The sequence below is a fragment of the Thermogemmatispora carboxidivorans genome (assembly GCF_000702505.1).
Taxonomy (GTDB): domain Bacteria; phylum Chloroflexota; class Ktedonobacteria; order Ktedonobacterales; family Ktedonobacteraceae; genus Thermogemmatispora; species Thermogemmatispora carboxidivorans.
The window spans coordinates 5492703-5516284 of sequence record NZ_JNIM01000001.1; the positions used below are offsets into that span (position 1 = coordinate 5492703).

Annotated in this window: 19 protein-coding genes; 12 read left to right on the forward strand and 7 right to left on the reverse strand. The window is 60.2% G+C overall.

The genetic code is table 11. The annotated features are described in order from the left end of the window. The first annotated feature begins 71 nt into the window (after positions 1 to 71). On the forward strand, positions 72 to 2126 hold the full coding sequence (locus tag N688_RS21650; RefSeq protein ID WP_162179610.1) for a S1 family peptidase: 2055 nt from the start codon (positions 72 to 74) through the stop codon (positions 2124 to 2126). 216 nt (positions 2127 to 2342) lie between these two features. On the opposite strand, the gene N688_RS21655 is transcribed toward N688_RS21650, so the two are convergent. From N688_RS21655 to N688_RS21665, 3 genes are all read right to left on the reverse strand, one after another. Beyond that, complete coding sequence (locus N688_RS21655) at positions 2343 to 3116, reverse strand: enoyl-ACP reductase FabI (RefSeq protein ID WP_052891226.1); 774 nt, start codon at positions 3114 to 3116, stop codon at positions 2343 to 2345. Between the two features lie 112 nt (positions 3117 to 3228). Beyond that, the gene (locus N688_RS21660) at positions 3229 to 3600 is read right to left on the reverse strand and encodes a rhodanese-like domain-containing protein (protein ID WP_052891227.1); all 372 of its coding nucleotides are present in this window, start codon (positions 3598 to 3600) and stop codon (positions 3229 to 3231) included. Next, on the reverse strand, positions 3590 to 3859 hold the full coding sequence (locus N688_RS21665; RefSeq protein WP_052891228.1) for a hypothetical protein: 270 nt from the start codon (positions 3857 to 3859) through the stop codon (positions 3590 to 3592). The genes N688_RS21660 and N688_RS21665 overlap by 11 nt, the downstream gene beginning before the upstream one ends. 263 nt (positions 3860 to 4122) lie before the next feature. Here N688_RS21665 and hutI point away from each other — a divergent pair, with 263 nt between their 5' ends. Beyond that, positions 4123 to 5406 (forward strand): imidazolonepropionase, encoded by a 1284-nt coding sequence (gene hutI, locus N688_RS21670; RefSeq protein ID WP_052891229.1) that lies wholly within the window; start codon positions 4123 to 4125, stop codon positions 5404 to 5406. Positions 5407 to 5897: 491 nt separating this feature from the next. Beyond that, complete coding sequence (gene hutH, locus N688_RS21675) at positions 5898 to 7451, forward strand: histidine ammonia-lyase (RefSeq protein ID WP_052891230.1); 1554 nt, start codon at positions 5898 to 5900, stop codon at positions 7449 to 7451. Positions 7452 to 7654: 203 nt separating this feature from the next. On the opposite strand, the gene N688_RS21680 is transcribed toward hutH, so the two are convergent. Continuing rightward, positions 7655 to 8422, reverse strand: coding sequence for an SDR family NAD(P)-dependent oxidoreductase (locus N688_RS21680; RefSeq protein WP_052891231.1), 768 nt, complete (start codon positions 8420 to 8422; stop codon positions 7655 to 7657). Positions 8423 to 8934: 512 nt separating this feature from the next. Here N688_RS21680 and N688_RS21685 point away from each other — a divergent pair. The 5 genes from N688_RS21685 (at position 8935) to N688_RS21705 (ending at position 14788) form a co-directional block, all read left to right on the forward strand. Then, positions 8935 to 10329, forward strand: a complete 1395-nt coding sequence (locus tag N688_RS21685) for a pyridoxal phosphate-dependent aminotransferase (protein WP_052891232.1) — start codon at positions 8935 to 8937, stop codon at positions 10327 to 10329. Between the two features lie 603 nt (positions 10330 to 10932). Next, positions 10933 to 11949, forward strand: coding sequence for a type I glyceraldehyde-3-phosphate dehydrogenase (gene gap / locus N688_RS21690; RefSeq protein WP_052891233.1), 1017 nt, complete (start codon positions 10933 to 10935; stop codon positions 11947 to 11949). A gap of 79 nt (positions 11950 to 12028) precedes the next feature. Further along, entirely contained in the window at positions 12029 to 13222 is a 1194-nt protein-coding gene (locus N688_RS21695; RefSeq protein ID WP_052891585.1) for a phosphoglycerate kinase, read from the forward strand. A gap of 17 nt (positions 13223 to 13239) precedes the next feature. Then, positions 13240 to 14043, forward strand: a complete 804-nt coding sequence (gene tpiA, locus N688_RS21700; protein ID WP_052891234.1) for a triose-phosphate isomerase — start codon at positions 13240 to 13242, stop codon at positions 14041 to 14043. A gap of 262 nt (positions 14044 to 14305) precedes the next feature. Continuing rightward, positions 14306 to 14788, forward strand: coding sequence for a DUF5680 domain-containing protein (locus N688_RS21705; RefSeq protein ID WP_052891235.1), 483 nt, complete (start codon positions 14306 to 14308; stop codon positions 14786 to 14788). A 184-nt stretch (positions 14789 to 14972) separates the two neighbouring features. Here the strand turns inward: N688_RS21705 and N688_RS21710 are convergent, their stop codons facing one another. Then, the gene (locus N688_RS21710) at positions 14973 to 16385 is read right to left on the reverse strand and encodes a class II fumarate hydratase (RefSeq protein WP_052891586.1); all 1413 of its coding nucleotides are present in this window, start codon (positions 16383 to 16385) and stop codon (positions 14973 to 14975) included. Positions 16386 to 16708: 323 nt separating this feature from the next. Here N688_RS21710 and N688_RS21715 point away from each other — a divergent pair, with 323 nt between their 5' ends. The 4 genes from N688_RS21715 to N688_RS21730 all read left to right on the forward strand — a co-directional run bounded on the left by N688_RS21715 (position 16709) and on the right by N688_RS21730 (position 19517). Next, positions 16709 to 17275, forward strand: a complete 567-nt coding sequence (locus N688_RS21715) for a ribonuclease FAU-1 family protein (protein WP_081839125.1) — start codon at positions 16709 to 16711, stop codon at positions 17273 to 17275. An 82-nt stretch (positions 17276 to 17357) separates the two neighbouring features. Continuing rightward, the gene (locus N688_RS21720; RefSeq protein ID WP_052891237.1) at positions 17358 to 17648 is read left to right on the forward strand and encodes a hypothetical protein; all 291 of its coding nucleotides are present in this window, start codon (positions 17358 to 17360) and stop codon (positions 17646 to 17648) included. 412 nt (positions 17649 to 18060) lie between these two features. Next, the gene (gene panD / locus N688_RS21725; RefSeq protein ID WP_052891238.1) at positions 18061 to 18483 is read left to right on the forward strand and encodes an aspartate 1-decarboxylase; all 423 of its coding nucleotides are present in this window, start codon (positions 18061 to 18063) and stop codon (positions 18481 to 18483) included. A 350-nt stretch (positions 18484 to 18833) separates the two neighbouring features. Then, on the forward strand, positions 18834 to 19517 hold the full coding sequence (locus N688_RS21730) for a regulatory protein RecX (RefSeq protein ID WP_156025614.1): 684 nt from the start codon (positions 18834 to 18836) through the stop codon (positions 19515 to 19517). On the opposite strand, the gene N688_RS21735 is transcribed toward N688_RS21730, so the two are convergent. Together N688_RS21735 and N688_RS21740 are read right to left on the reverse strand one after the other, a co-directional pair. Continuing rightward, positions 19507 to 21669 carry a serine/threonine-protein kinase gene (locus tag N688_RS21735; RefSeq protein WP_052891240.1) on the reverse strand — a complete coding sequence of 721 codons (2163 nt, stop codon included), beginning with the start codon at positions 21667 to 21669 and terminating at the stop codon, positions 19507 to 19509. The two genes, N688_RS21730 and N688_RS21735, sit on opposite strands and share 11 nt — an antisense overlap. 165 nt (positions 21670 to 21834) lie before the next feature. Then, positions 21835 to 23433: a PrsW family glutamic-type intramembrane protease gene (locus N688_RS21740; protein ID WP_052891241.1), complete on the reverse strand. Its 1599-nt coding sequence runs from the start codon at positions 23431 to 23433 to the stop codon at positions 21835 to 21837. Between the last annotated feature and the right edge of the window lie 149 nt (positions 23434 to 23582).

Below are 23582 nucleotides of genomic sequence, written 5' to 3' on the forward strand. Positions count from 1 at the left end.
GTATCCCTGTGCTATGATAGGTCTGGTTATGACAGTGCAGTGATACTCGACTCGGGGACAGGATGCCTGCTATGAATCGCTATATAACAACCTCTGCCGGAGCCCGTGGCAGTTATGGGCGAGCGAGGAAGGCCAGCTCAAGAGGGTTGTTCCCTCTCCTCGTAGTGATGTTCTGCCTCATCTGGGGGCCATCTCTCATGCTGATGGCTCCGGGAGGGCTAGAGGCGCGTGCCGAGGGTGTGCCAGGGGGCAATATTCAGGACCCGGCGGTGAGAGCGGTTGATATTGCCCGGCCAGCTGTTGTGCGCATCGTTACCCAAATTAGCGGGAGGCTCATGGTGCAATTCCCGGGTGGGCGCAGCATGACCTTCCCGCTCGATGGAGGCAGCTATGGCCTGGCCGCCCTTGGGACGGGGACCTTTATCAGCGCCCACGGCGATATCCTCACAGCTGATCACGTTATTAATCCTCCTCATGACGATGAGATGAATGCTGTACTCATCAGAGCGGCGGCCCCCGACGTAGCTGCCTACTACAATAGCACGCTAGCGCGTGGCAACCAGCTCAGCGCCGACCAGATGGCGCAGGACTTACTCAGTGGTCGGTTCCCCTCTACGCCCATCTATGGGCCTCCTGTGAGTGTCGTTTACCTCAGCACCGACTATAGTGGTCCTTTGAATGCGAACCGCTTGCGTGATGTACCGCCTCTCTATTTTGCCCGTGTTGACCGCGTTGAGCAAGAAAGTCCCCCTGATCAGAAGGACGTTGCCATTATCCATGTGGCGATGGAGGATACGCCAAGCGTTCAACTCGGTGATTCCTCTGCTGTCCAGGTCCAGGACAATCTCACCATTATCGGTTTCCCGGGCAATGCTGACGTCAGCATACGCCCGACAGACTTTCTGACTTCATCGGTGAATCGTATCTTTGTCAGCTCTATCAAGACGACCGACAGTGGAGCGCAGGTAATCCAGGTAGGCGGCAATGTAGAGCAAGGCGACAGTGGTGGGCCAGCCCTCGATAGTCAAGGTCAAGTGGTGGGGATTGTCAGTTTTGGGACCCCTGGAGGCACCAGCTTTCTGCAGGCCAGCAATAGCGCGCGGGCTTTGATTCAGAATCTGCGGCTGAATACCGAGCCGGGGCCATTCCAGCGTGCCTGGAGCCAGGCTTTCAACGATTATGCCTCGACTGCTCCTGGCCATTGGCATCGTGCGGCTGAGGAGTTTGCCACGTTGGCGGCTCGCTATCCTGCTTTCAAAGCGGTGATGCCCTATCTGACTTATGCCAGACAGCAGGCTGCTCATGAGCAGTCATCGGGGACGACGAGCCAGAGCCAGGGTATGCCATTGCTCCTCATAGTGATTGGAGGCTTGGGGACTCTGGTCATCGTGGGGCTGCTTGTAGGAGCCATCTTCCAGGTCAGACGCCGGCGATGGCAGGCACAGATGCCTTCCGTCGTAAACGCTGCGAGTGCGAGCGGTACCCAGCTCCATCCCCCTGGCCCGGCTCTCTATGGACCAGGCCAGAATACGCCGCCGGGATTGCCGTCGGCTTCCCCCCTCTATTCCTCGATGCCCACTGGAATGCAGCCGCCGCAAGCCCCGGGTAGAAGCGTGATGCCCACAGGGCCATCGGCTCCCCCCAGTGCGCAGAGACCGTGGTCTCCGCATCCTGGCAGTCAGCCCGCTGGGCTTCCCCAGCAGCCTGGAGCACTGTCTCCGGCCTCTCGTCCTGCACCGCAAGCTTCTCCAGCCGCTCGATCGGAAGCTTTCTCTTATCCCTTCCCCAGTCTAGAGGATGAGAACACGCTGGTGCCGTTCGGGGGTCCGCCACGAAGCGCCGGCAGCAGAGGTCAGCCCTGGCTGTCCGAGGGGGAGAAGGCTGCTCCTGCCTCAACAGCCACAGGGAAGCAGCCTGAGCTTCCACCAAAAAGGAGTGAGACCTCCTCATCCTCGGCGACTTCCCGGGCTGCCAACACGCCATCGTCGGGACCTGATACGCCGGCAGCTACAGAGCAGCTACGTCCCTGGCCCTGTGGTCACATGAATCGTCCCTTCGCACGCTACTGCAGTACCTGTGGAGAGCCAGCGCCGCCGCCACCGACAGTGCGACGCATCGAGCGGTGAAGCGAGCACCAGGGCCAGTAGCCAGGAGATGAAGAATAAGGACCAATCTCACCAAAGCACAAAGGCACTCCCCCACCGGGGGGAGTGCCTGCCTTTCTCTTGTAGCCTCTCGCGCGCTATCGAATAGCGCCAGGCCGAGTAGCTCCTCAATGGAGGAGCTCAGGTCTCCTGACGTGCCGCAAGCGAGGCTCAATCTGGCCAGAGCGCCGTTGGCGTTTAAGCGCCCATAATATGGTAGCCGGCGTCCACAAAGAGCACCTCCCCCGTGATCCCGCGGGACAGCGGGCTGCACAGGAAGAGTGCAGCATCACCGATCTCGCTCTGCTCAATGTTACGGCGCAGTGGCGCTACCTCTGTCATATGATCGCGCATGGTCGTAAAGCCGGGAACGCCGCGCGCGGCCAGCGTATTCACAGGTCCTGGCGAGACGGCGTTGACCCGGATATTGTAAGCGCCAAGCTCATAGGCCAGGTAGCGCACGCTACACTCCAGGGCTGCTTTGGCCACAGCCATCACATTGTACTTGGGCATCACCCGCTCGCTGGCGATGTAAGTAGCGGTCAAGATGCTGCCACCACCGCGCGCCTGCATCAGGGGCACAGCGCGCCGGGCCATAGCCACCAACGAATAGGCGCTGATGTCCAGAGCGGTCGAAAAGCCCTGACGGCTGGTCTGCCAGAAAGGATTTTCCATGTCCTCTTTCGGCGCAAAAGCGATCGAATGGATCAAAATATCGAGGCCGCCGTCGAAGAGTTCCGCCACCTTAGCGAAAGCGGTATCGAGCTGCTCATCGCTTTGGACATCGCAGGGGATCAGCGGCGTGCCTGGTACCTTATCGGCCAGCTCCCGCACAAACTTTTCCATGCGCTCCTGATAGGTCAAGGCCAGTCGGGCGCCCTCAGCAGCCAGAGCCTGGGCGATGGCCCAGGCAATCGAACGATGATTGGCCACACCGAAAATAAGCGCGTTCTTTCCTTCCAAGAGAGGCATAGGGTCTTACTCCTTCCTTATGGGTAGGGACTGACTCACCCACAGTCTGAGCTATAAACCAAGTAGACAAACAAGCAAGGATAATAGCGGCAGAGAGAAAGCATCTCTTCGATCACGAAGAAGAGGCCTGCTCGACAGGATAGCCGGAAAGCAGCCAGCCATGCATTCCGGAGGCCAGATTGTAGACCTGCTGGAAACCGAGCAGAGAGGCGATCTCGGCAGCGATGGCGCTACGCTGGCCAACGGCGCAGACAAAGATCACCTCCTGTGAGGGGGAAAGAGGCAATTCCCGCAGGGCCTGGCCGAAAGCATAGATACCACTGAGAGGGAGAAGCGTGGCACCGGGAATATGGCCCTGCTGCCACTCAGTGGGCCAACGCACATCGATCACGTGGGCGCCGCGCGCCATCAGCTCTTTGGCCTCGGCGGGGCCAATTGTTTGATAGGGCTGGGAGGCCGCCATTTCATACTCATCAGCGGACATTGTACTGCTCCTTTTGACGCTGATCAGCTTCGTACTGCTCCAGCCAGATCTGGCCCAGCATCGTCTGACTAATCATATACTCGTCTCCCACAAAGGTCATTGTCAGCAGCCCCTGATCCTCCATCTCGCGGAAATCGTCCGTCACCAAGAAATATCTGCGCAGCATGCGAGAGAGGTCGCTTTCTGGCAGATGCTTCCAGATGCGTAGCTCGCGCAGGACGGCGGCGTACTTCTCGCTGCTATCATCGATAGCTCGCATACTGCTTACTCCTTCCTGCTGGCTGGGGCGCTCCACACTGTCCGTCCGAGCTTGTGGCAGCGGGAGCCGAGGCGATTGAACCACTCACCACTACGAATGAAGGGCATTCGGCGTTGCGGAACAGCAGAGCGACCGGCTTCCCTTCCGAGGAGAGTGTAGCAAATGCAGGGACGAGCCGCAAGCCTCGACGTTGAGAGGTAACTATGCTATAAAAAGACAGCAGAGCGAGCCTCACTCACAGCCCTTACAAGGAGAAGCAACTCATGCAGGCTGAACCAGCGCAGCCTCCGATTCGAGCGAGTGCAGTCATTCGCAATATCAGGCAGCTTGTGACAGTGGCCCAGCGGCCAATTGAAGGAGCCAGAGGAGCGCTGCAAGTCTTAGACAACGCGGCCTTAGCGGTCTACCACGGCAGAATTGTCTGGATTGGGACCGATGATGAAGCGGAACCCTTATTCCTCTCAACGCGCCAAGACGGCGTCACCATTGTCGACGCCCAGAGAGCGGTCATTACCCCTGGCTTTGTCGACTCGCACACCCATCTTGTGTTTGCGGGTCAGCGCGCTGAAGAGTTTCACCTGCGTCGGGCGGGGGTCAGCTATGCTGAGCTGCTGGCGCAGGGCAAAGGGATCTTAACGACCGTAGAAGCGACCCGTAAGGCCGACGCCGAGACCTTACTAGCCCTGGCGCAGAGGCGGCTTCATCTCATGCGTGATCATGGCACGACCACGGTTGAAATCAAGAGTGGCTACGGTCTGGACCGCATCAACGAAGAAACCTGCTTACGCCTCATCAACAATCTCAAGGCCCTGGAGGAGGGGGCGCCGTCTGCTGTTCCTCAGCGGGTACGTGTGGTTCCCACCTTTCTGGCGGCCCATGTCCTGCCGTGGGAGTACCGCGAGCGACGCGCAGACTACCTCGACCTGGTCGTTGAGGAACTGCTGCCCTCCTTTGTTGGGCTGGCGCGCTTTTGCGACGTCTTCTGCGAAACGGAGGCCTTCACTGTTGAAGAGTGTCGCAGGATTCTGAGCCGGGCCAAAGAGCTGGGCTATCGTCTGAAGATCCATGCGGATCAGCTCAGTCCCTCGGGTGGGACGCGCCTGGCAGCGGAGTTAGGGGCGACCTCTGCCGATCACCTGGACCATGCCAGCGACGAAGATCTCAAGGCACTGCGCGACGCCGGAGTGGTGGCGACGCTCTTGCCGGGCTGCTCTTATACGCTGCGAAGCTCGTATCCCTCAGCGCGGCGCTTGTTGGACCTGGGCCTGACCGTGGCCCTGGCCACCGATTGTAATCCTGGAACCTCTTATTGTGAAAGCATGCAGATGATGATCGGGCTGGCAATGGCGGCGATGGGAATGTCCCTGGAAGAGGCACTCACGGCGGCGACTATTAACGGGGCGAAAGCCCTGGCTCTGGACGAGGAGATTGGGAGTATCGAGATTGGCAAGCGCTGCGAGCTGGCACTCTGGCAGCTTGAGGACTATCGCGAGATCGGCTATCATTTTGGGGTCAACCTTGTGCAGTCAACGCTCACGCTGCTCTAGCGCTTTAACGCCTGGTGGTTTCTCGCCGCGGCAGAATCCACTCAGAGGCCCAGTCAGTTCAGTTGCCGTTGGGCCTGATGCGGCTCCTCGCGTGACCAGGGTACTGGCGGCAAGCAGCAGCTGAAGATCAGACTGGGCAGCGCCCTCTCCTCTGGCTGGAGAGCCGCGCTCAGAGAGAAGGGCTTCCAACTCTCAGTCAGACGTTGGCTGGACAGGGGCAAGGGGTGCCTACCATTGCACCTCACGTGCTATCCTTAGCAGCAGGCAGTGTTTCACGTGAAACACTGCCTGCTTTATCAGCATTGGAGTCAGACCGGCGCTACAGGGTGTCGTCTCTGGCACCACTGGGCCGCTGATCTGGCCAGCCGCCGCTGGCGATGCAGAGAAAGGCATTGCGCGGCCCTTCCAGAAACAGGCCGGTCGTTTGCCTTTCCCTGCCCCTTCTGCTAGAATCCTGGCAGGAGGCGAAGCAGCCAGAAAGGACTTCAGCGATGAAGAATCACCTGACCCATCATCACCCCACGGATCTCCGTAGCGCCCCCCTGGTTCTCAACGGCCAGGCCCTCACACCCGTCGAAGTCAGCGGTGTAGCCCGGCGCCTGGTTCCGGTACAACTAGGACCGGAGGCTGAGGTCCGCATCCAGCGAGCGCGAGCGCTGATCGAGCGCATCGTGGCCGAAGATCGCAAAGTCTATGGAGTCACCACCGGCTTCGGCCATCTCAGCCGTGTGCGTATCAAGCACGAGCAAGTACTCGACCTGCAGTACAATCTCCTGCGCAGTCACGCTGCTGGCCTGGGGGAGCCACTTGACGAAGAGACCATCCGTGCCATGATGCTGCTCCTCGCAGCCAGCCTGGCCCGCGGTCACTCTGGCGTGCGTGTAGAAGTCGTACGCCTTCTCATAGACTTGCTCAATGCCCGGCTCCATCCCATCGTACCCTCGCGTGGCTCAGTAGGAGCCAGTGGGGATCTTGCTCCCCTGGCCCACCTGGCGCTGGTCCTGGTAGGAGAAGGAGAGGCCTGGTATCGTGGGAGACGTCTACCGGGAGCCCAGGCCCTGGCCGAGGCCGGCCTGCGACCACTCCGTCTCGAAGCGAAAGAAGGGCTGGCCCTGATCAATGGCACCCATCTGATGGAAGCCAGCGCTATTCTGGCCCTGGAAGATGCCTGGATCTTGCTCCAGACGGCGGAAGTAGCCTGTGCCATGAGCATTGAGGCTCTGATGGGGAGCCATGTGCCTTTTGATGAGCGCATTCAGCGCCTGCGCAATCAGCGTGGGCAGCAAGAGAGCGCCGGGCATCTGCGCCATCTGCTGGCCAACAGCGAAATTAAACGCAGTCATGAGGACTGTCCCCGGGTGCAGGACCCCTATACCCTGCGCTGTGCCCCCCAGGTCTTCGGGGCCGTCCGCGACGCCCTGGAGTACTGCGGGGCGGTCTTTGAGCGCGAACTGGGAGCGGTAACAGACAATCCGCTCATCTTCCCGGAAGAGGGGGAGGTGCTCACGGGCGGGAATTTCCACGGCCAGCCGCTGGCCCTGGCCCTCGATGTCCTGGCCCTGGCCCTGACTCAGCTCGCGAGCTTTGCGGAGCGACGGATCTATCTCCTGATGGGACCGCACGACTGGGATGACCAGGGGGCACCGCTCTTCTTGACGCCCGAGCCTGGTCTCAATTCCGGCCTGATGCTCACCCAGTATGTGGCGGCGGCCCTGGTCAATGAGATGAAGGTGCTGGCGCATCCGGCCAGCATTGACTCGCTTCCAACCTCGGCGGGGACGGAAGATTTTGTCAGTATGGGGGTGACAGCGGCCCACAAGGCACGCCGTATCCTGGCGCTGGCGCAACAGGTGGTGGCTATCGAACTGCTCTGTGGGTCCCAGCTTTTGGAGTTTCGCCGTCCTCTGCGCGCTGGCGAGGGTGTGGAGCGGGCTTTTGCCCTCGTGCGGACCTATGTGCCAAAACTAGAGCGCGATCGCCCGCCTGCTCCTGATATTGAGCAGCTGGCTCGTGCGGTGCGAGAAGGCGTGTTTGCCCAACTCTAAAACGGAGCGAAGAGGGTAGGCCCTCCACCTCTGGCCAGAACTGGCCGCGCGTCCGGCCCAACCAGATGGAGGCCCTGTCTCCTGTTTCACGTGAAACCAGCGCGCCTTCTCTCACGAGAGCGTGCAGCGTTTCACGTGAAACAGTGCCGACAGGAGCAGTTGCTCCTTCCTGCAAGGGCCGGAGACCGCCGTCTACTCCGGCGCTAAAACGTGCCGAGCACCTCGCCGCCATCGACAATCAAGACCTGTCCTGTGATAAAAGAGGCGGCGGGAGAAGTCAGAAACAACGCTGCCGCTACCACATCGTCCGCCTGCCCCCAGCGTCCCAGCGGAATGCGCCCGGTCACGCGCTCGCGAAAGCGCGCCGGGCGCGATCGGGCCCACTCGTTCTCAATCCACCCAGGAGCAATACAGTTCACGCGCAGCTGGGGTGCCAGCTCGCGCGCCAGGCAGCGACTCAAAGCGATGACGGCCCCTTTGGCCGTGGCATAGACCTGGCTGACGAAGCCGGGCGCTCCATCCAGCGCGTGATTCCAGGCAACATTGAGGATGCAGCCACCGCTCCTCATAAAAGGGGCGGCAGCTCGACAGCAGCGCCAGGTTCCCAATACGTCAACTTGCAGCAGTCTTTCGAAGCGCTCTTCCTCGCTCAGGCCACGTGTCTCCGTGGTATTGGCGCTGGCCCCCGCATTGTTCACCCAGACGTCAAAGCGACCAAGAGCCGTATGCGCCTGAGAGACCAGACGCTCAACCTGAGCCGACGAGCGCAAGTCGGCTTGCAAGGCCAATGCCTGGCCGCCCTGACGCTCGATTTCGCTGACCAGCTCCTGAGCAGCGGCCTCCGAATGCCCATAGTGTACCAGCACTTTGGCCCCCTCGCTCGCAAAAGCCAGGGCCAAAGCCCTGCCCAGTCCCCGCGCCGCTCCAGTGACCACAACACTGCGCCCGTGGAATAGCTGCCCTTCGCGCATACGCTTCTTCTCCCTTCCCTTGCTTATGTCCTGCTTGTCCGTATCTATCTGTCTGTCTGTCTGTCTGCCTGCCTGCCTGCCTGTTCGCTGGTGGCTTGTCAGAGCCATCGCAGGCGAGATCGACGAAATGGGGCCTGCGCACACTCTACGCGGCGATTCGCTGACCTGGACATGGAAGCTATCTAGCTTTTACTGCCTGCCTGCTATTGTACTTGGGCCTGGCGACTGTTGTCAGCCTTGAGCATGAGGCAGCCTGGCCGGACCTCAAGCGTGCTGGCTGACAGGTACCAGCGCCTTGGTTGCCGGCCTCATTCGCATATGTTATCCTGTCTGAAGTGCCGTTTTCTCTCAGGAAGCGGCAGGCGACGATCAAGGTCGATCGTTCGCTCTAGCCAGGTTGCGCCATGCTGGCGCATGGAAGGGAGTAAAGAGCGGTGATTACTCACGGGACACCTGCAGATTCATCTTGGGCAGACAATCAGCCGCCTCTGCCCGTCCAGGAGCAGCGGGCCATGATCCGGCGCCTGCGCCATGAACTCCTGCTTCACTATCGGCCTGTGTTACAACAGGGGGCGGGACCCATCCGCGTGATGGCGCGGATGGTCGCCGAGCTGAGCAGACGCTGCCGCGATCTCAGGCTGGACGAAGAGATCATCGCCAGCGAAATTGTCGACCGTACCATCGGCGACGTCGATCTCCGTCGGATTGTGGAATGCGAGGGAGATCCTGGGGGACCAGGCGACTACCGTACGCTCGCCGATGAACTAGGGGTTGCTCTCCCTGGCGAGAAGCTCAATGGCTATACGGCGAGCGGCCAGGTTTACCTGTGGCTGCGCGATCAAATGCTCACCTACGAACGCCTGCTTCTGGACCAGAAGATCGATCTGCGTATCTATGATATTGTTGGCACTGGCAATCCTGTGCTGCGTGACTGGCTCGCCGCCAACTGGCAAGAGCAATGGGGCCTGACAGTCAGTGGCGGACAGCTCTATCTCTGCCTGGGGGCTATGGATGGGATCGATAAGGTCTTGCGCGGCTTCCGCCAGATGTGTGATGAACAGGGGATCAAGGAAAGAGCGGTGCTCTTTCCGGCCCCCGGCTTCGGGGTACCCGAGGCGCAGGCCAGAGCCTACGGCTACCGCCTGTACCACGTCAGCACGCGGCCCGAGCATCGCTTCAAACTGACCGCCGAGGAGCTAGAGCAGGCTCTGCAAGAAGCACCCGATATCCGCCTGATCTATCTGACGGTGACCAATAATCCAACGACCTTTGCCTTTACTCCTCAAGAACTGCTCGCTCTGCATGCTGTCGTCCGGCGCCAGCGCGAGGCCGGGCGGCAACTCTTCTTCCTGGCCGATCTGGCCTACGTGGGCACTGGGCGCCCGGAGGACGATCAGGCGCGCATGGCTACTTTTGCTGACCCCGCTCACCTGGAACAGACCATCTTTGTAAGCAGCCTCTCGAAAACACTCTCACTGACGGGCGACCGCTTCGGCTGGGTGACTATTGGAGATGCCCATCTTGCTCCAGCACTGGCCCCCGGCTGGTCTAATAGCATGGCTTCGCTGCCGGCAGAGTGGCAGCTGCGTTTCATGGCCTATCTCCAGTTGTTACGTGAACGGCCCTACCTCATCGAGAAGCTGCGCGATCTCTATCGTCTGCGGCGCCGTCGCTTTATCGCCCAGCTACAGAAGCTTGATCAGGAGCTGCAGCTCTTCGCAGAGATCTACCTGGATGACGATGCTACTGTCTATAACTGGAGCCGGCTGCGCCCTGGCGAAGATGCCTTCTCGCTCTTTGAGAAAACCGGCATTGCCGGGGTACCAGGCTCGGGCTTCGGGTATACCGATGAGTATGTGCGCTTCTCTATCGGGGTGATTCCTGTTCCTGATGCTGCAACTTCGTGACGCTCGCGAGGACGAGATAGAGGGAAAGCCCCGGCTTCGACAATGTGAGCGCTTTCCTGTTGCTGGGCCTGGCTGCGTAGGCCGACGACAGTTCTTGAGACCGCCGGGGGCTGCTGCATAACTGAGCCTGTGCCAGGGGATAGGGCAAGTGAGCGCGCGCCGGCCTGGCTGCTGCTTGACCCTCACTGGAACTGGTGATACTCTTTTAGCTGAGTGCAGGCGCCCGCGGGACGCTTCCGCGGCGTCAAAGTAGTGGCCGCGTGGATGCTGGCACTGGCATACGCACTGCGCAAGCAAGGTGCGACAAGGTGAGCCGATAAGGAAGAGAGCAGCGCCAGTCGGGTGAGTCAGCAGGAGGGCCTCTGGCGCGTCTAAGGCAACGCTGTGGCCAGCAGGTAAGGTGCGGCGGTCGTTCCTCGACGAAGAGGTGTGAGGGGGCAGACAAGATTCTGTCCAGCGCCTCCTGGTGTTTCACGTGGAATACCGCAGGAGGGCGCGTCTTGTCTCAGGATTGTGGAGGCGCTTTATCCTCCCGCTCCAGCGCTTCTCAGTCATACGATTGATGACTAGTAGCAGCAAGTAGCAAGAAGGAGAAACATCCGCATGGTAACACGAGTAGGCATCAACGGTTTTGGCCGTATCGGGCGGCAGTCCTTCAAGGCGATGCTCGAACGTTATCCCCACGAGCTAGAGGTCGTCGCCATTAACGATCTCACCGACACCTACACCAATGCCCACTTGCTCAAGTACGACTCCACCTATGGCCGTTTCCCGGGCCAGGTCGAAGCCACTCCCGAATCCCTCATCGTCAATGGCCACAGCATCAAGGTCCTCGCTCAGCGTGATCCCGCGCAAATTCCCTGGGGCGACCTGGGTGTCGATATCGTGATTGAGTCCACCGGCCTCTTCACCGATGCCGATAAAGCCAAGGCCCACTTGCAGGGTGGAGCGAAAAAGGTGATCATCTCCGCGCCCGCTAAGGGCGAGGATCTCACCATTGTGCTCGGCGTCAATGAGCACATGTATGATCCGGCCAAGCACCACATTATCTCGAATGCCTCCTGTACGACAAACTGTCTGGCTCCCGCCGCCAAGGTCCTCAACGATCGCTTCGGCATTGAGCACGGCCTGATGAATACGATCCACTCCTATACGAATGATCAGCGTATTCAGGACCTGGTGCACAAGGATCTGCGCCGTGCCCGCGCTGCGGCCCTCAATATTATTCCAACCACCACTGGCGCCGCTCGCGCTGTGGCGCTGGTCATCCCCGAGCTGAAGGGGCGCTTCGATGGTATGTCCCTCCGGGTACCTACTCCAACGGTCTCGGTCGTCGACTTCGTAGCAACCCTGCGCAAGCCGGCTACGCGCGAGGAGGTGAACGAGGCCTATAAGGAGGCTGCTGCCGGCCCTCTCAAGGGGATCTTGGATTATACCGAAGAGCCGCTGGTCTCCTCCGATTTCCGTGGCGACTCCCATTCGGCTATTATCGATGGCCTCTCGACGATGGTCACCGGGGGCGGTTACATGGTCAAGGTGATCGCCTGGTACGATAATGAGTGGGGCTACTCGACACGTGTGGCCGATCTCACCCACTTCGTAGCCGAGAAGGGCTGGTAGGTCGCGCTGCGGCCTGATCGCTCGCTCATAGCAAGGGCGGGGCCTGCCCCGCCCTCTGGATGGAGGGTGCACTGGCATGATGAATAAAAAGACGGTTCGCGATATCGAGGTGGGAGATAAACGGGTGCTGGTGCGCGTGGATTTCAATGTGCCTCTCGATGAAGAGGGGCACATTACTGATGATACGCGCATCCGGGCCGCGCTGCCAACGATTCAGTATTTGCTTGACCACGGGGCGGCGGTCATTCTGATGTCCCATCTGGGCCGGCCTAAAGGCAAAGTGGTGGAGAAGCTGCGCATGGCTCCTGTGGCTGTGCGCCTGAGCGAGTTATTGCAGCGCCCGGTCCAGTTAGCTCCCGATTGTATTGGTCCCCAGGTTGAGGAGTTGGCCCGGAACCTGCAACCGGGTCAGATTCTCCTGCTGGAAAATCTGCGCTTCCATCCCGAGGAAGAGCAGAATGATGCTGAATTCGCCCGCCGCCTGGCGTCGCTCGGCGACCTCTATGTGAACGATGCCTTTGGCACGGCCCACCGCGCTCATGCCTCCACAGAAGGCGTGACCCACTATCTGCCCGGCGTTGCCGGCTTCTTGATGGAGAAGGAGCTGAATTTCCTCGGCGCTGCCCTGGAGAACCCTCGTCGTCCTTTTGTGGCCGTGATCGGCGGGGCCAAAGTCTCCGATAAGATCGCTGTTCTGGAGCGCTTGCTGACGCTGGCCGACGCGTTGTTGATCGGCGGCGGTATGGCCAATACCTTTCTGAAGGCGGAGGGCTATGAGGTTGGCGCTTCGCTGGTGGAGGAGGGCAAGCTCGATGTTGCTCGCGATCTGCTAAAGCGCGCGCGTGAACGCAGGCTAGAGTTGGTGCTGCCAGTGGACGTGGTGATCGCCGATCGTTTTGCCCCCGATGCTCAGTGGCGCCTGGTGCCGCGCGATCAGGTGGAAGCAGGCTGGCGTATTCTGGATATCGGACTCGAGACGGTGGCCGCTTTCCATCAGGTGCTGGAGAAGGCCCAGACAATCGTCTGGAACGGCACCCTTGGGGTGGCTGAGATGCCGGCTTTCGCTCGCGGCACCAATGCGGTGATTGAAATGCTGGCTGCCTGTACCGCCCGTGGGGCCACGACTATCATCGGCGGCGGCGATTCCGCTGCCGCAGTGGAGCAGGCTGGCGCTGCTGACAGGATGACGCATGTGTCAACCGGTGGCGGCGCTTCGCTGGAGTTCCTCGAGGGGCGCGTCCTGCCGGGTGTCGCAGCTCTGCAGGATCGTTGAGGGTGAGGTGATTGCTGATGACAACTACCCCGGCACGCACTGCCATTATCGCCGGTAATTGGAAGATGCACTATGGCCCGCGCATGGCTTCTAGCTTTGCGCTGGAGATCACGCCGGCTTTGGGCAAATTGCTGAACGAGTATCCGTACTTACTCTGCATCCTCTGCCCACCGGCTATCTCGCTCTCGGCGGTCCGCGAGGTGCTCGAGGCTCTGCTCTTCGAACGCATTGAGCTGGGCGCACAGAATATGCATTTCGAGGAGAAGGGCGCCTTCACAGGCGAAATTTCCCCATTGATGGTGCGCGAGCTCTGTACGACAGTCATCCTGGGTCATTCGGAGCGACGCATCTATTTTGGCGAGAGCGATGAGCTGGTAAATCGCAAGGCCCTGGCGGCCCTCAGTCATGGCTTGCGCCCAATTGTGTGCGTGGGCGAGCGCCTGGAGGAGCACGAAGCTGGGAAAACGGAGGCGGTAATTCGCGCTCAGGTGCAGGGCAGCCTGGCGAATTTCCGTGGCGAGCGAGCCTGCGATGTGGTGATCGCCTACGAACCGGTCTGGGCCATTGGCACAGGTAAGGCTTGCCCCGGCGAAGATGCTCAGCGGACCGTTCGCCTGATCCGCGAGCTGTATGCCGACATGTATGGCAGCGAGACGGCCAGCGCTGTGCGCATTCTCTATGGGGGAAGCGTGACTTCGGCCAATATCGCGGAGTATATGGCCCAGGCCGATATCGATGGGGCCCTCGTCGGTGGGGCCAGTCTGAAGCCCGACTTTGTGGAGATTGTGCGCAAGAGTATTGAGGTGCTGAAGCAGGCTTGATGCTCCTTGGAGCGGCCCCCTGCGAGCTGACTCCTCTCTGTCCCACAGACGAACTGCTCAGAAAGTGAGGACAGAGAGGAGTCCTTTTGCTTTTGCTCTCTCTCTGGGCCTCTTGCCTCAACACGGGCCGCTCTCCAGTTCACCGCTGAAAATCAGTGGCTCGCTGTTGCAACTGTCAGAGTACTGTTACAGTTCTACTGTTGCAGTTAGCACTGTTGTGTTGCCGGTTCCTACCCTGGGCAGGAGGAGATATGCTTTGTTGATGGAACAGTTTGAGCAAGAGGATTTCCTGGCTTTTCTCCTGGAAGCAAAACGCCATACCTATGCTGCCCTAGGAGATGCGGCCTCGGTCAGACCGTTGCTGGCCGGGTCCCGACAGTTGGAGTGGCGCAGGGGAGCCTGGTACTATCGCGATATCTACTTTGGTATGGCCTTCTTTGTTGGTCAAGAGGTAGTTTCCTGGCGCGGGCAGCCGGTTTGGTCAATGGCCTATGCTGGCGGGGTGACGGAGGAGCTGGCTGACCAGGAGGATCAGGTCGCCCGGATCTACGCCTTTTTACGTCGTGCGCTGCTGCAGGTATCAGCGGAGCTGCCGTTTCGCGGCCCTGCTTGTTGGGAAGAGGAGGGGTGGCGCTACGTGAATCATGGCATAGGTAATCTGAAGATGTTTCAGGGGGCGGAGGAGATCGCTGCTGCTGGAACGGTTCTCTATCGTCTGCGTTACTGGGGGAGCTTTTTGCGCTAGATGAGATGCTGATCTGGGACTGCTGGTACACGAAGCCTGGCTCTCGGGCGGCGACTGAGCCTGCAGGTGGGCGAGACGAGCGGGGCCAACCAGGCTGGGATACTGGGAGCTGGTGGCTTTTGCTGCGCTCCCTGTGCTGGTTCTGCCGCGCTCGTCTCCGAGCGGGTGGTGAGCTGCTGCCGGCTTAGCCTGCGGCAGGCCCGCCCTCCAGGCCAGGCTGTGTCATGCGCTCCGGGTCCAGAATGCGGGTCAGTTCATCTTCGCTCAGCTGCGTGCGCTCGCGGGCTACCTCACGCACGGTGCGTCCGGTGCGATGGGCCTCCTTGGCGATCTCCGCTGCTGCATCATACCCAATGATCGGCGCCAGGGCCGTACAGATCGCTAGACCACGCTCAACCATTTCCGGCCCTTTCTCTGTGGCTTTGATGCCACGCAGACACTGCTCGGTAAAGTTGCGTACGGCAGCGCTGAGGAGTGAGATCGACTGCAAGAGGTTATAGGCCGTCACGGGCATCATCACGTTGATCTCGAAGTTGCCCGACTGGCCGGCCACGGTGATCGTGGTGTGGTTGCCCATAACCTGGGCACAGACCATGCACAGGGATTCGGCAATGACCGGGTTGACTTTGCCTGGCATGATGGAACTGCCGGGCTGGACAGCGGGCAGCTCGATTTCGCCGAAACCGGCGCGTGGCCCCGAACCCATCCAGCGGATATCGTTGGCAATCTTCATCAGACTGACTGCCAGGGTGTTGAGCGCGCCGCTAGCCTCAACAGCGTTATCGAGCGTGCTCTGGGCCTGGAAATGGTTGCTGGTCTCGCGTACGTTTACCCCGTTCATTGCGGAGAGCCGGCGGCAGACGCGAGCGGCAAACTCGGGATGGGTGTTGATGCCGGTACCGACCGCGGTACCGCCGAGCGCAACCTCGGAGAGTTCGTCTTCAGCGTGGCGCAGGCGGGCAATGCCGCGCTCGATCTGGCCGACGTAGCCAAGAAACTCCTGTCCCAGGCGGATGGGGGTGGCGTCCTGCAGGTGGGTGCGCCCGGTCTTGATGATGGACCAGAAGGCTTCGGCTTTTTCTTGCAGTACGCGCTGCATCTCCTCCAAAGCAGGGATCAGCTCTTTGTCGATGCTGACCAGAGCGGAGAGATGGATGGCCGTGGGGATGACGTCGTTGGAGGACTGACCGAAGTTGACGTGATCGTTGGGATGGACGAGTCGCGAACCGCGCGCTCCTCCCAGAAGCTCGCTGGCCCGGTTGGCAATAACCTCGTTGGCGTTCATGTTCGTCGAGGTTCCCGAGCCGGTCTGGAAGAGATCGACGACGAAATGCTCGTCGAGTTTGCCGTCGATGACCTCCTGGGCCGCCTGACCAATGGCGGCAGCGATGCGCTCGTCAAGCAGGCCCAGCTCGGCGTTGGTCTGCGCTGCTGCCTGCTTGATCTGGCCCAAGGCACGGATAAAAGCACGCGGGAAGCGGAGATCGCTGATGGGAAAGTTGAGAACGGCGCGCTGAGTACTGGCTCCGTAGTAGGCGTTCGCTGGGACGCGCATCTCACCCATAGAGTCGCGTTCGATGCGCGTTTCTTCTGCCAGGCTGCTCACTGCATCCTCCTCGATGGTATCCTGGTCATTCTCCTTAATAGACTGAGCCAGGGCTGCGGTACAAGTGCGGTGCAGGGCCCGAGCGTGTTCCCGCTGGCCCTCGTTCGCTTTCGAACTCAGGCCGGCATGGCCGCTGGCTGCTGTCTGCCCCATTATATCACTGCTCTGGAATGCGGCAGCCGTCTTGAGGCCGGAGACCAGTCAGCAAGCCGAGAATGCCTCTGCCATCTGGCGGGCCAGGCTGCTCTTCGCTATAATGTAGTCTGAAGGCTGCAAAGCATGGATCGATTCTTTCTGTAGGATGCTCGTCAGACATGTTACTTGAAGTTGAAATACAGAAGATGCTCGTGGATGGCAGCGAGTGGGGCGCGTGGAAGGGCTATCAGCTCCCGCTGAGTGACGAGTATGTCTCGATCTGGACGCCAGTCGGCACGCCAATGCGTTGGCGGCCTGGCACCTGGATTCTGGAGCGACATTCGCTTACCTACTTCTGGCCCCACGCCTGGTATACCATTCATATCGGCTATGACCAGCAGGATGGGCACTTTGTCAGCGGCTATTGCGACGTGGTGCTGCCAACCGACCCCTATACGAGTACCTCCCAACGGCTGATCTATGTGGACCTCTACGTTGATGTGGTGATTCGTGAGGATTTCAGCGTCTATACCAAAGACCAGGAAGTCTTCGAGCGAGCGGCTCTGCGCTATCCGCTGGTTGAGCAGGTGCGCCAGCGCTCGTTTGAGGTCCTGGCCTGGCTGGAGGAACAGGCCAAAGAGTGGAGCGGCCCCTTTGCGGTGATCCCGCGCCGACTACCGCTGATGGACTGGGAGCGGTTGAGCGTAGAGGAGATGCGCGCGGCCTGGCACGCCGCTCTTCACTAGGCTTGCATTGGCTGGTCGCTCAGCAGGCGGACCGAGCAGGGTAATGGTTATAAGGTAATCACGAGAAGGAAGGTGGCTGCAGGTGCTTCCCGATGAGTTGCGCCAGGCACTGCTGATACATGGAGTCAGTGCCTGCGATGAGGTCGCTTTGCGCCAGGCGCTGGAAACCTATGTACCTACCTACACGCTGATCCGCCTGGCTCCCTGGCCTGCACGACGCTGGAAATGTCACTATCGTCTCTTGATGCGTGACCAGATCTACGATGCTCAGAGCGTCGCCGAGGCTTATGCCCGCGGCTTGCTGGCTGTGCTTGAAGGCCGCTATCAGCCAGAACCGGAGACCCAACAACCGCTGACGGCCCAGGATGAGTGAGGCTCGACCGCCTGCCTCTCTCTCCTTTCTCTCCTTGCTCCAAAAGGCGAGTGAAAGGTGGGGGCGCTGTTCCCTGGCCGGGTTTCGCTCGTTTAAAAACAGTGAAGGCGCTCCGCCTCTCTGGCGCTTTGACCGTCTGATCTGGCTATTAGCTACTCGATTGATGGGTCCTTATGTATACTGACGATAAGAGGAGGTGGCAAGGGCTTGTGTCTGGCTGTTGGCAGTTGGCGGACTGGCTCAGCTATTGGCGAAAGCGAGAGGCCGCCAGCTGATAACAGTGCGGCTAAACGGGGTCAGGAGTCTGCAGCGTGCCGCTGCTCTTTGTGTGATAAACTGCTTGCTTACTTAAGGCCAGAGGTGTTCGCGCCAGAACGACTTTATCTGGTAAAGAGAGAAAGAGGTGTTCTCTATGCTGCGCACGATGTGCAAATCCAAGATTCATCGCGCCACCGTCACGATGGCCGATCTCAACTATGTTGGGAGCATCACCATCGATCAGAATCTCTTGGAGGCTGCAAACATCTATCCCTATGAAAAGGTCCAGGTCGTCAATGTCACCAATGGCTCGCGCCTGGAGACCTATACGATCCCTGGTGAGCGTGGCTCGGGGGTCATCTGCTTGAACGGCGCGGCTGCTCGCCTGAATGCCGTCGGCGACATTGTCATTGTGATGAGTTACGCGCTCTTTACCGAGGAAGAAATCCGCTCATTGAAGCCGCGTGTTGTCCTCGTCGATGAGCAGAACCAGATCACCGAGCTGCGCGAAGTTCCTCTGATCGAACTGCTGCCCGAGGCTATGGCTGAAGAAACGTACGCTGAGGCCGCTCGCTAAGCGCAGTGCAGTAATTCATATCATGTAACCGCCCGGTTACATGAATTACTGCTTACGTAGAGTCTATCGAACGTTCGTAAGATTTCCCCTGGCGATAGCAATCCTCTCGGAAGTTCCTGCAGTTCCCATCGCTGATTCCGGCTCACAAGGTATATGCTCCCTGTCGCTTTTCCGCTTTTCCCTGGTCGCTGTTCGCTTCCTGGCTGGCGCAGGTCGCCTGGCGGTTCAGGGTGCCTGGACTGACGACTGACCGATGTTGGTGATGCCAGGTAGCTCAGCTGCTTCAGAGGAGAGCCTTGGCTGCCGCCAGCTGCATTGCGTCGTTGGCTGCGACGTGCTATAGTAGATCCATGCAGATTACCGCAATAGAGCCACAGACGAACAAAAGCGAGCAGGTGAACCTCTTTGTCGACGGTCAGCGTCTGCTCACGGTCAATGTGCTGGTAGTGGAGCGCCTGGGCCTGGCCGTTGGTCAGGAGCTAAGCCCGGAGCTGCTGGCCCGGCTCCGACGAGAGGCTGCTCTCCAGCAGGCCCTCGATCGCGCCTTAAACTATCTCTCTTTTCGCCCACGCAGTCGCCAGGAAGTGCATCATTACCTGCGGCGGAGGGGAGTCGGTCCTGATCTGATCGAGCCGGTGCTGGAGCGGCTTACTGAGTTAGGTCTGGTTGACGATCGGGCCTTTGCTACCTTCTGGGTGGAGTCGCGTGAGCGTTTTCATCCCGAGGGAGCCAGAGCCTTACAGAGTGAGCTGCGAGCGCGGGGGGTAGCGCCCGACATCGCTGCCGAGGTGGTGAGCCAGGGGGACGATGAGGAACGAGCCTTGCGGGCTGGCCGCAAGAAGGTGCAGGCGCTCTTGCGCAGCGGAGCCTCTAAGAGCTATGAGACCTTTCGCAATCAGTTGGGAGCTTTTCTTCTGCGCCGTGGTTTCAGCTACGAGACGGCCAAGCGGGTCGTCCGCCAGCTCTGGCATGAGAGCCGTGCCAGCGCCGCGGACGTTGACCCCGCTCGTCCCGCTGATGAGCCTATGGAGTAGAGGAAGCTTTGACAGTGGGCGAGGCTGTGGCTGTAGCCTTCGCTGAGCCAGAGCCAGTGGCCGAGGGCAGCTGGACGCTCGGCAGGCTCGAGGGATTCACCGGAATAATCTGAATGCGCTGCGGATCATCAGGCAGCAGATCGTTGCTGCCACCGGAGAGATGGATGCTGACCGACGCAGGATCAACCCCCGGCAGCTTCTGTAGATAGGTGCGGGCCTGATTCACCTTCAAGCCTTTGATGTGGCTTTTCATGCTCTCCAGCTCATCTTGCGAGAAAAGGTATTGCGCTAAGGCCGCGGCAGGCACCTTGAGGATGGCTGTTCCCTGATTATCGACGCTTTGCACGCTCACCTTACCAATCTGGGTCGTCTTCAGCTGGGCGCGGGCACCCAGCTGTTGCTTGGCCTGTTGCCCCAACAGTTGCAACACCAGCGAGCGCACATCTCCCAGGAGAAAGTACTCGACGCTGCCCTGTTCGGTCAGGGTAACGGTCACGGTACTGCTTTCGACCCCAATTGGAGGATCGGTTTTCTCGTCCACATCAGAGAAGACGATATCTCCCACCTGCTGGGCGTTTTGCTGCTGGAGCTGACGCTGCAGATCTTGCGTGATCTGGTTGACCAGGGTCTGCTTGGCCTGGTTGGCCAGCCTGATCTGATCGACAATATCGACCGATTGTTTGCAATCGAGGACCAGTAAGGTGCACTTGCGGCCTGTGGTGGTCCCATGCTGAGAAAGGGTCTTGCTTTCAGTGAGCACTCTGGCCGGCACAATTTTGCCCGCCGTATCCACCTGCTTGGCCTTGAGGCTGGCGGTGATCGTGAAGACCTGCGAGAGGGCGCTGGTGCGAGGTGTAATGTTGATGGCGGCTGTCGACAGGCTGGGCCCCTCCAGGAAAAGCAGGCCACCGATGAGCAAGAGCACCAGGGCGATGGTCACGAAGATCAGGGCGAGCAAGGGATTCTTGCGCCGGCGAGGGGGACGATTGCCAAACTTCCCGCCCGGGCCGCTGGCACCGCTGAGGGCTTCACGCCCCAGATCCATCGTCGGCGCGTCATAGTCCTCCTGCGCGAAGCCCCCCTGTCCTGAGAGAGAAAAGGGCGGTCGCCCTGCGGAACGGGAGGAGGGGCGGGCAGGAGGGATATAGGGAGACTGGTCGGAGGCATCTTCGGAACGCTGCAAGGTCATCACCTCGGGAGGAGTCTGGCCCGGCGAGGCCGGTGGCCGAGAGGCAGCACGCGGAGCGGCTGCGGCTTGTGGACGTGGGACAGGTTGGGCAGTCGCACGCTGAGCTGACTGGCGACGCTCGCTCTCCAGTTCCGCTGCAGCGCTCGCCCGATAGGCCTGCTCGAAGGCCGCCAGCAGCTCCTCGGCGCTGCTGAAGCGCTCTTCGGGGCGCTCGGCGGTCGCTCGTTCTACAACGTAGGCCAGCGGCTCGGGAAGGTTGGCACGTGGCTGCTCCCGCGAGGGGGGCTGACCGGTGAGCATCTGGTAGAGAATGACACCGAGAGAATAGATGTCGTTGCTGACGGCTGCGACACCCTGCAGACGCTCGGGGGCCATATAGGCCAGCGTCCCTACCTCGTTGCCGGGCAAGGTCAATGGCGCGTCGGCATGCTGCCCCTGGATCGTGGCGATGCCGAAATCGATGAGGCGCACATAGACCTTGCCATCGTTATTGCGATCCAATAGCACATTGCTTGGCTTCAGATCACGGTGAATGACGCCCCGACGGTGGATATAGGCCACTGCTTGTGCCAGAGCGGTGAAGAGCGTGTAGACCTCGGATAGCGAAAGTGGACCACGCTGGAGACGCTGGGCGAGCGTGCCCCCTTCGATATAAGGGGTGACAAAGAAGAGTCGCCCCTGTTCCTCACCAAACTCGATCAGCGGGAGAATATGCTCATGCTTCAGGTGGGCGTTCACCTCGGCCTCGCGCAGAAAGCGCTGACGTGCGATCGGATCATGGACCAGATCGGAGCGCATGATCTTGATAGCTACCTCGCGGCCAAAGGCGGTGCGCTGGCGGGCCAGGTAGACCTCTCCCATACCGCCCACATCTATGCGACGCACCAGCTCATAGTTGCCGAAGCGCCGTCGGCTGCTGCTGCTTTGCTGGCTCCTCTGAGCGTTATTCTCTGACTCTGGCATAGGAAGACCGAGTTGCTCCCTCATCTCCCACTCCCCTGGCCGCCGCTCCCTGTCTCTAACAGAGAGGCGGGCATCCAAGATAAAAAGCAAACAGAACGTGGCAGGCATCGCCAGGCATCGCGCGCCCTGCGGTGAGGATGACGGCAATGCCTGCCTCTGCCGGTATTATACCCCGACAGCTGCCGGTCGCCCACTGGGAGAAACTGCCGCTTCAGCCGGCGCTGGCGTCGCCTCCTGATGATGTACACGTAGCCAGCGTACGATCAGGATGAAGAGCACCAGGAAGACGATGGTTAACAAGAGGATCAACAACTCATCAAAGCCAAAGCTGATGAACCCCAGATTCAGCTGCCAGCTCTCAATGGCCGGCCCTACTGGCGCGGGGAAGAGCGAGAGCGAGCCACAGGCGTTCCAGAGAGCATGCTGTAGCACCGCGTACAACCAGCAAGCAAAGCCGAGACGAAAACGCCGTTCTTTGGTGCGGATCAGGTAGTACCAGCCCAGGGCTACCATGCCTGCTCCCAGACCGTGCAATAATCCCGCTCCTGAACGTACCAGTGCCACATGGGCCCAGTCGCTGTAGCCCATGCTGATATAGCCAATAGTCTCGACCAGGTCGAAGCCAAGCCCGGCGCTCATCCCCAGGATGAAAGCCTCGATGCCGCTGCTAAAGCGCCCACTGAGCGCAGCTACTCCCAGCGGCTTGACCGTCTCTTCTACCAGTGGGGCCACTACCACAGCCAGCACAATGAGCAGCGTCTTGGTCCCTGTCTGGCAGAAAGGATTCGATGGATCGTTCAAGCAGGCCGCGTTAAAGGTGGGACCTGTGGCCGCAAGGAGCAATGTCGCGGAGAGTTCTAGCAGCGAAGCCAGAAGAATGCCCAGGGTTGCCCCACTGGTCAGGGCAAGCGTGAAGCGTCGCCACGTGGTCGACCAGCGAGCCTGGCGCAGAAGATGCAAGCCCAGCGTGAAAAGCGTCATGGCTGGGAAGATGGCCGTGAGAAAGATCAGGACGGTGGTCCCTGGTAGAAAGGCAACGGCCTGATGGGTGGCCTGCAAGATCAGCCCGATGGCGAGAGTAAGGACGTAACCAATCAGAAAGATCCAGAACGGCGGCATCTTCAGGATATGGCTCGGCTTGCCCAACAGCGAGCGGATGCTGTGGTAGAGACAGAAGCCGCCCCCGACCAGGCCAGCACTGGTATAGACCAGAGATTGCACGGTCAGAGGATAGAATTCCCCTGTCGACCTGGTAACGCTGGAGACCAAGGCCGCAAAGCTGGCTATGATCAAAAACCCTAGCCCGACTAGCAGCGTTAGCCCTGAGCAGATGAGGCCAATAATCCCCAGGGCCACCTGGTAATTGTCTCGTGGGGGCCGAGGGGCAGCGGCAGGGCCTGGCTGCCAGTAAGCAGAAGGAGCCGGCCAGGATGGCCAACCCGGGTAGCCCGAATAGGGCGGATAGCCGGGATACCAATAGCCTGGCCAATTGGGTAGCCCACCGACATAGTGCGGATAAGCTGGATAGCCGGGATAAAAAGGATAAGGGGGCGGCCCGCCGTAAGCTGGCTGGGGAGCGTACCCCGAAGGTACTGGAGCCATCGGCGCTGGCATGGGAGTGGCAGGTGATGCCGGCGGTGAGGGCCAGGCGCCCCAGCCCCAGCCTGGTGTGCTTCCGCCAGGGATCGCCGGACTTGAACCAGCATGCTCCCTGTAGGTAAATTGCGCCGGTCCAGGCGCCATGTCGTTGGCCACCTGGTTCATAGAGGCCGCTCCTTGCTCCCCTGGGGCTCCCGGCTGTCCTGCCTCGGCTATCGGCGTGGCCATCGTTGCAGGAGACCTCTCCCCGCCCGGCGGCTGCTCAGGAAGCGGCTGATCCACTCTCTGCTCCACCTGCAGGGGCGGCTGCTTCG

Excerpts from the sequence above, each read along its gene's own strand:
- N688_RS21650 (WP_162179610.1), top strand. The coding sequence starts at position 72 with ATGAATCGCTATATAACAACCTCTGCCGGAGCCCGTGGCAGTTATGGG.
- N688_RS21655 (WP_052891226.1), bottom strand. The coding sequence starts at position 3,116 with ATGCCTCTCTTGGAAGGAAAGAACGCGCTTATTTTCGGTGTGGCCAAT.
- N688_RS21660 (WP_052891227.1), bottom strand. The coding sequence starts at position 3,600 with ATGTCCGCTGATGAGTATGAAATGGCGGCCTCCCAGCCCTATCAAACA.
- N688_RS21665 (WP_052891228.1), bottom strand. The coding sequence starts at position 3,859 with ATGCGAGCTATCGATGATAGCAGCGAGAAGTACGCCGCCGTCCTGCGC.
- hutI (WP_052891229.1), top strand. The coding sequence starts at position 4,123 with ATGCAGGCTGAACCAGCGCAGCCTCCGATTCGAGCGAGTGCAGTCATT.
- hutH (WP_052891230.1), top strand. The coding sequence starts at position 5,898 with ATGAAGAATCACCTGACCCATCATCACCCCACGGATCTCCGTAGCGCC.
- N688_RS21680 (WP_052891231.1), bottom strand. The coding sequence starts at position 8,422 with ATGCGCGAAGGGCAGCTATTCCACGGGCGCAGTGTTGTGGTCACTGGA.
- N688_RS21685 (WP_052891232.1), top strand. The coding sequence starts at position 8,935 with ATGATCCGGCGCCTGCGCCATGAACTCCTGCTTCACTATCGGCCTGTG.
- gap (WP_052891233.1), top strand. The coding sequence starts at position 10,933 with ATGGTAACACGAGTAGGCATCAACGGTTTTGGCCGTATCGGGCGGCAG.
- N688_RS21695 (WP_052891585.1), top strand. The coding sequence starts at position 12,029 with ATGAATAAAAAGACGGTTCGCGATATCGAGGTGGGAGATAAACGGGTG.
- tpiA (WP_052891234.1), top strand. The coding sequence starts at position 13,240 with ATGACAACTACCCCGGCACGCACTGCCATTATCGCCGGTAATTGGAAG.
- N688_RS21705 (WP_052891235.1), top strand. The coding sequence starts at position 14,306 with ATGGAACAGTTTGAGCAAGAGGATTTCCTGGCTTTTCTCCTGGAAGCA.
- N688_RS21715 (WP_081839125.1), top strand. The coding sequence starts at position 16,709 with ATGTTACTTGAAGTTGAAATACAGAAGATGCTCGTGGATGGCAGCGAG.
- panD (WP_052891238.1), top strand. The coding sequence starts at position 18,061 with ATGCTGCGCACGATGTGCAAATCCAAGATTCATCGCGCCACCGTCACG.
- N688_RS21730 (WP_156025614.1), top strand. The coding sequence starts at position 18,834 with ATGCAGATTACCGCAATAGAGCCACAGACGAACAAAAGCGAGCAGGTG.
- N688_RS21735 (WP_052891240.1), bottom strand. The coding sequence starts at position 21,669 with ATGCCAGAGTCAGAGAATAACGCTCAGAGGAGCCAGCAAAGCAGCAGC.
- N688_RS21740 (WP_052891241.1), bottom strand. The coding sequence starts at position 23,433 with ATGAACCAGGTGGCCAACGACATGGCGCCTGGACCGGCGCAATTTACC.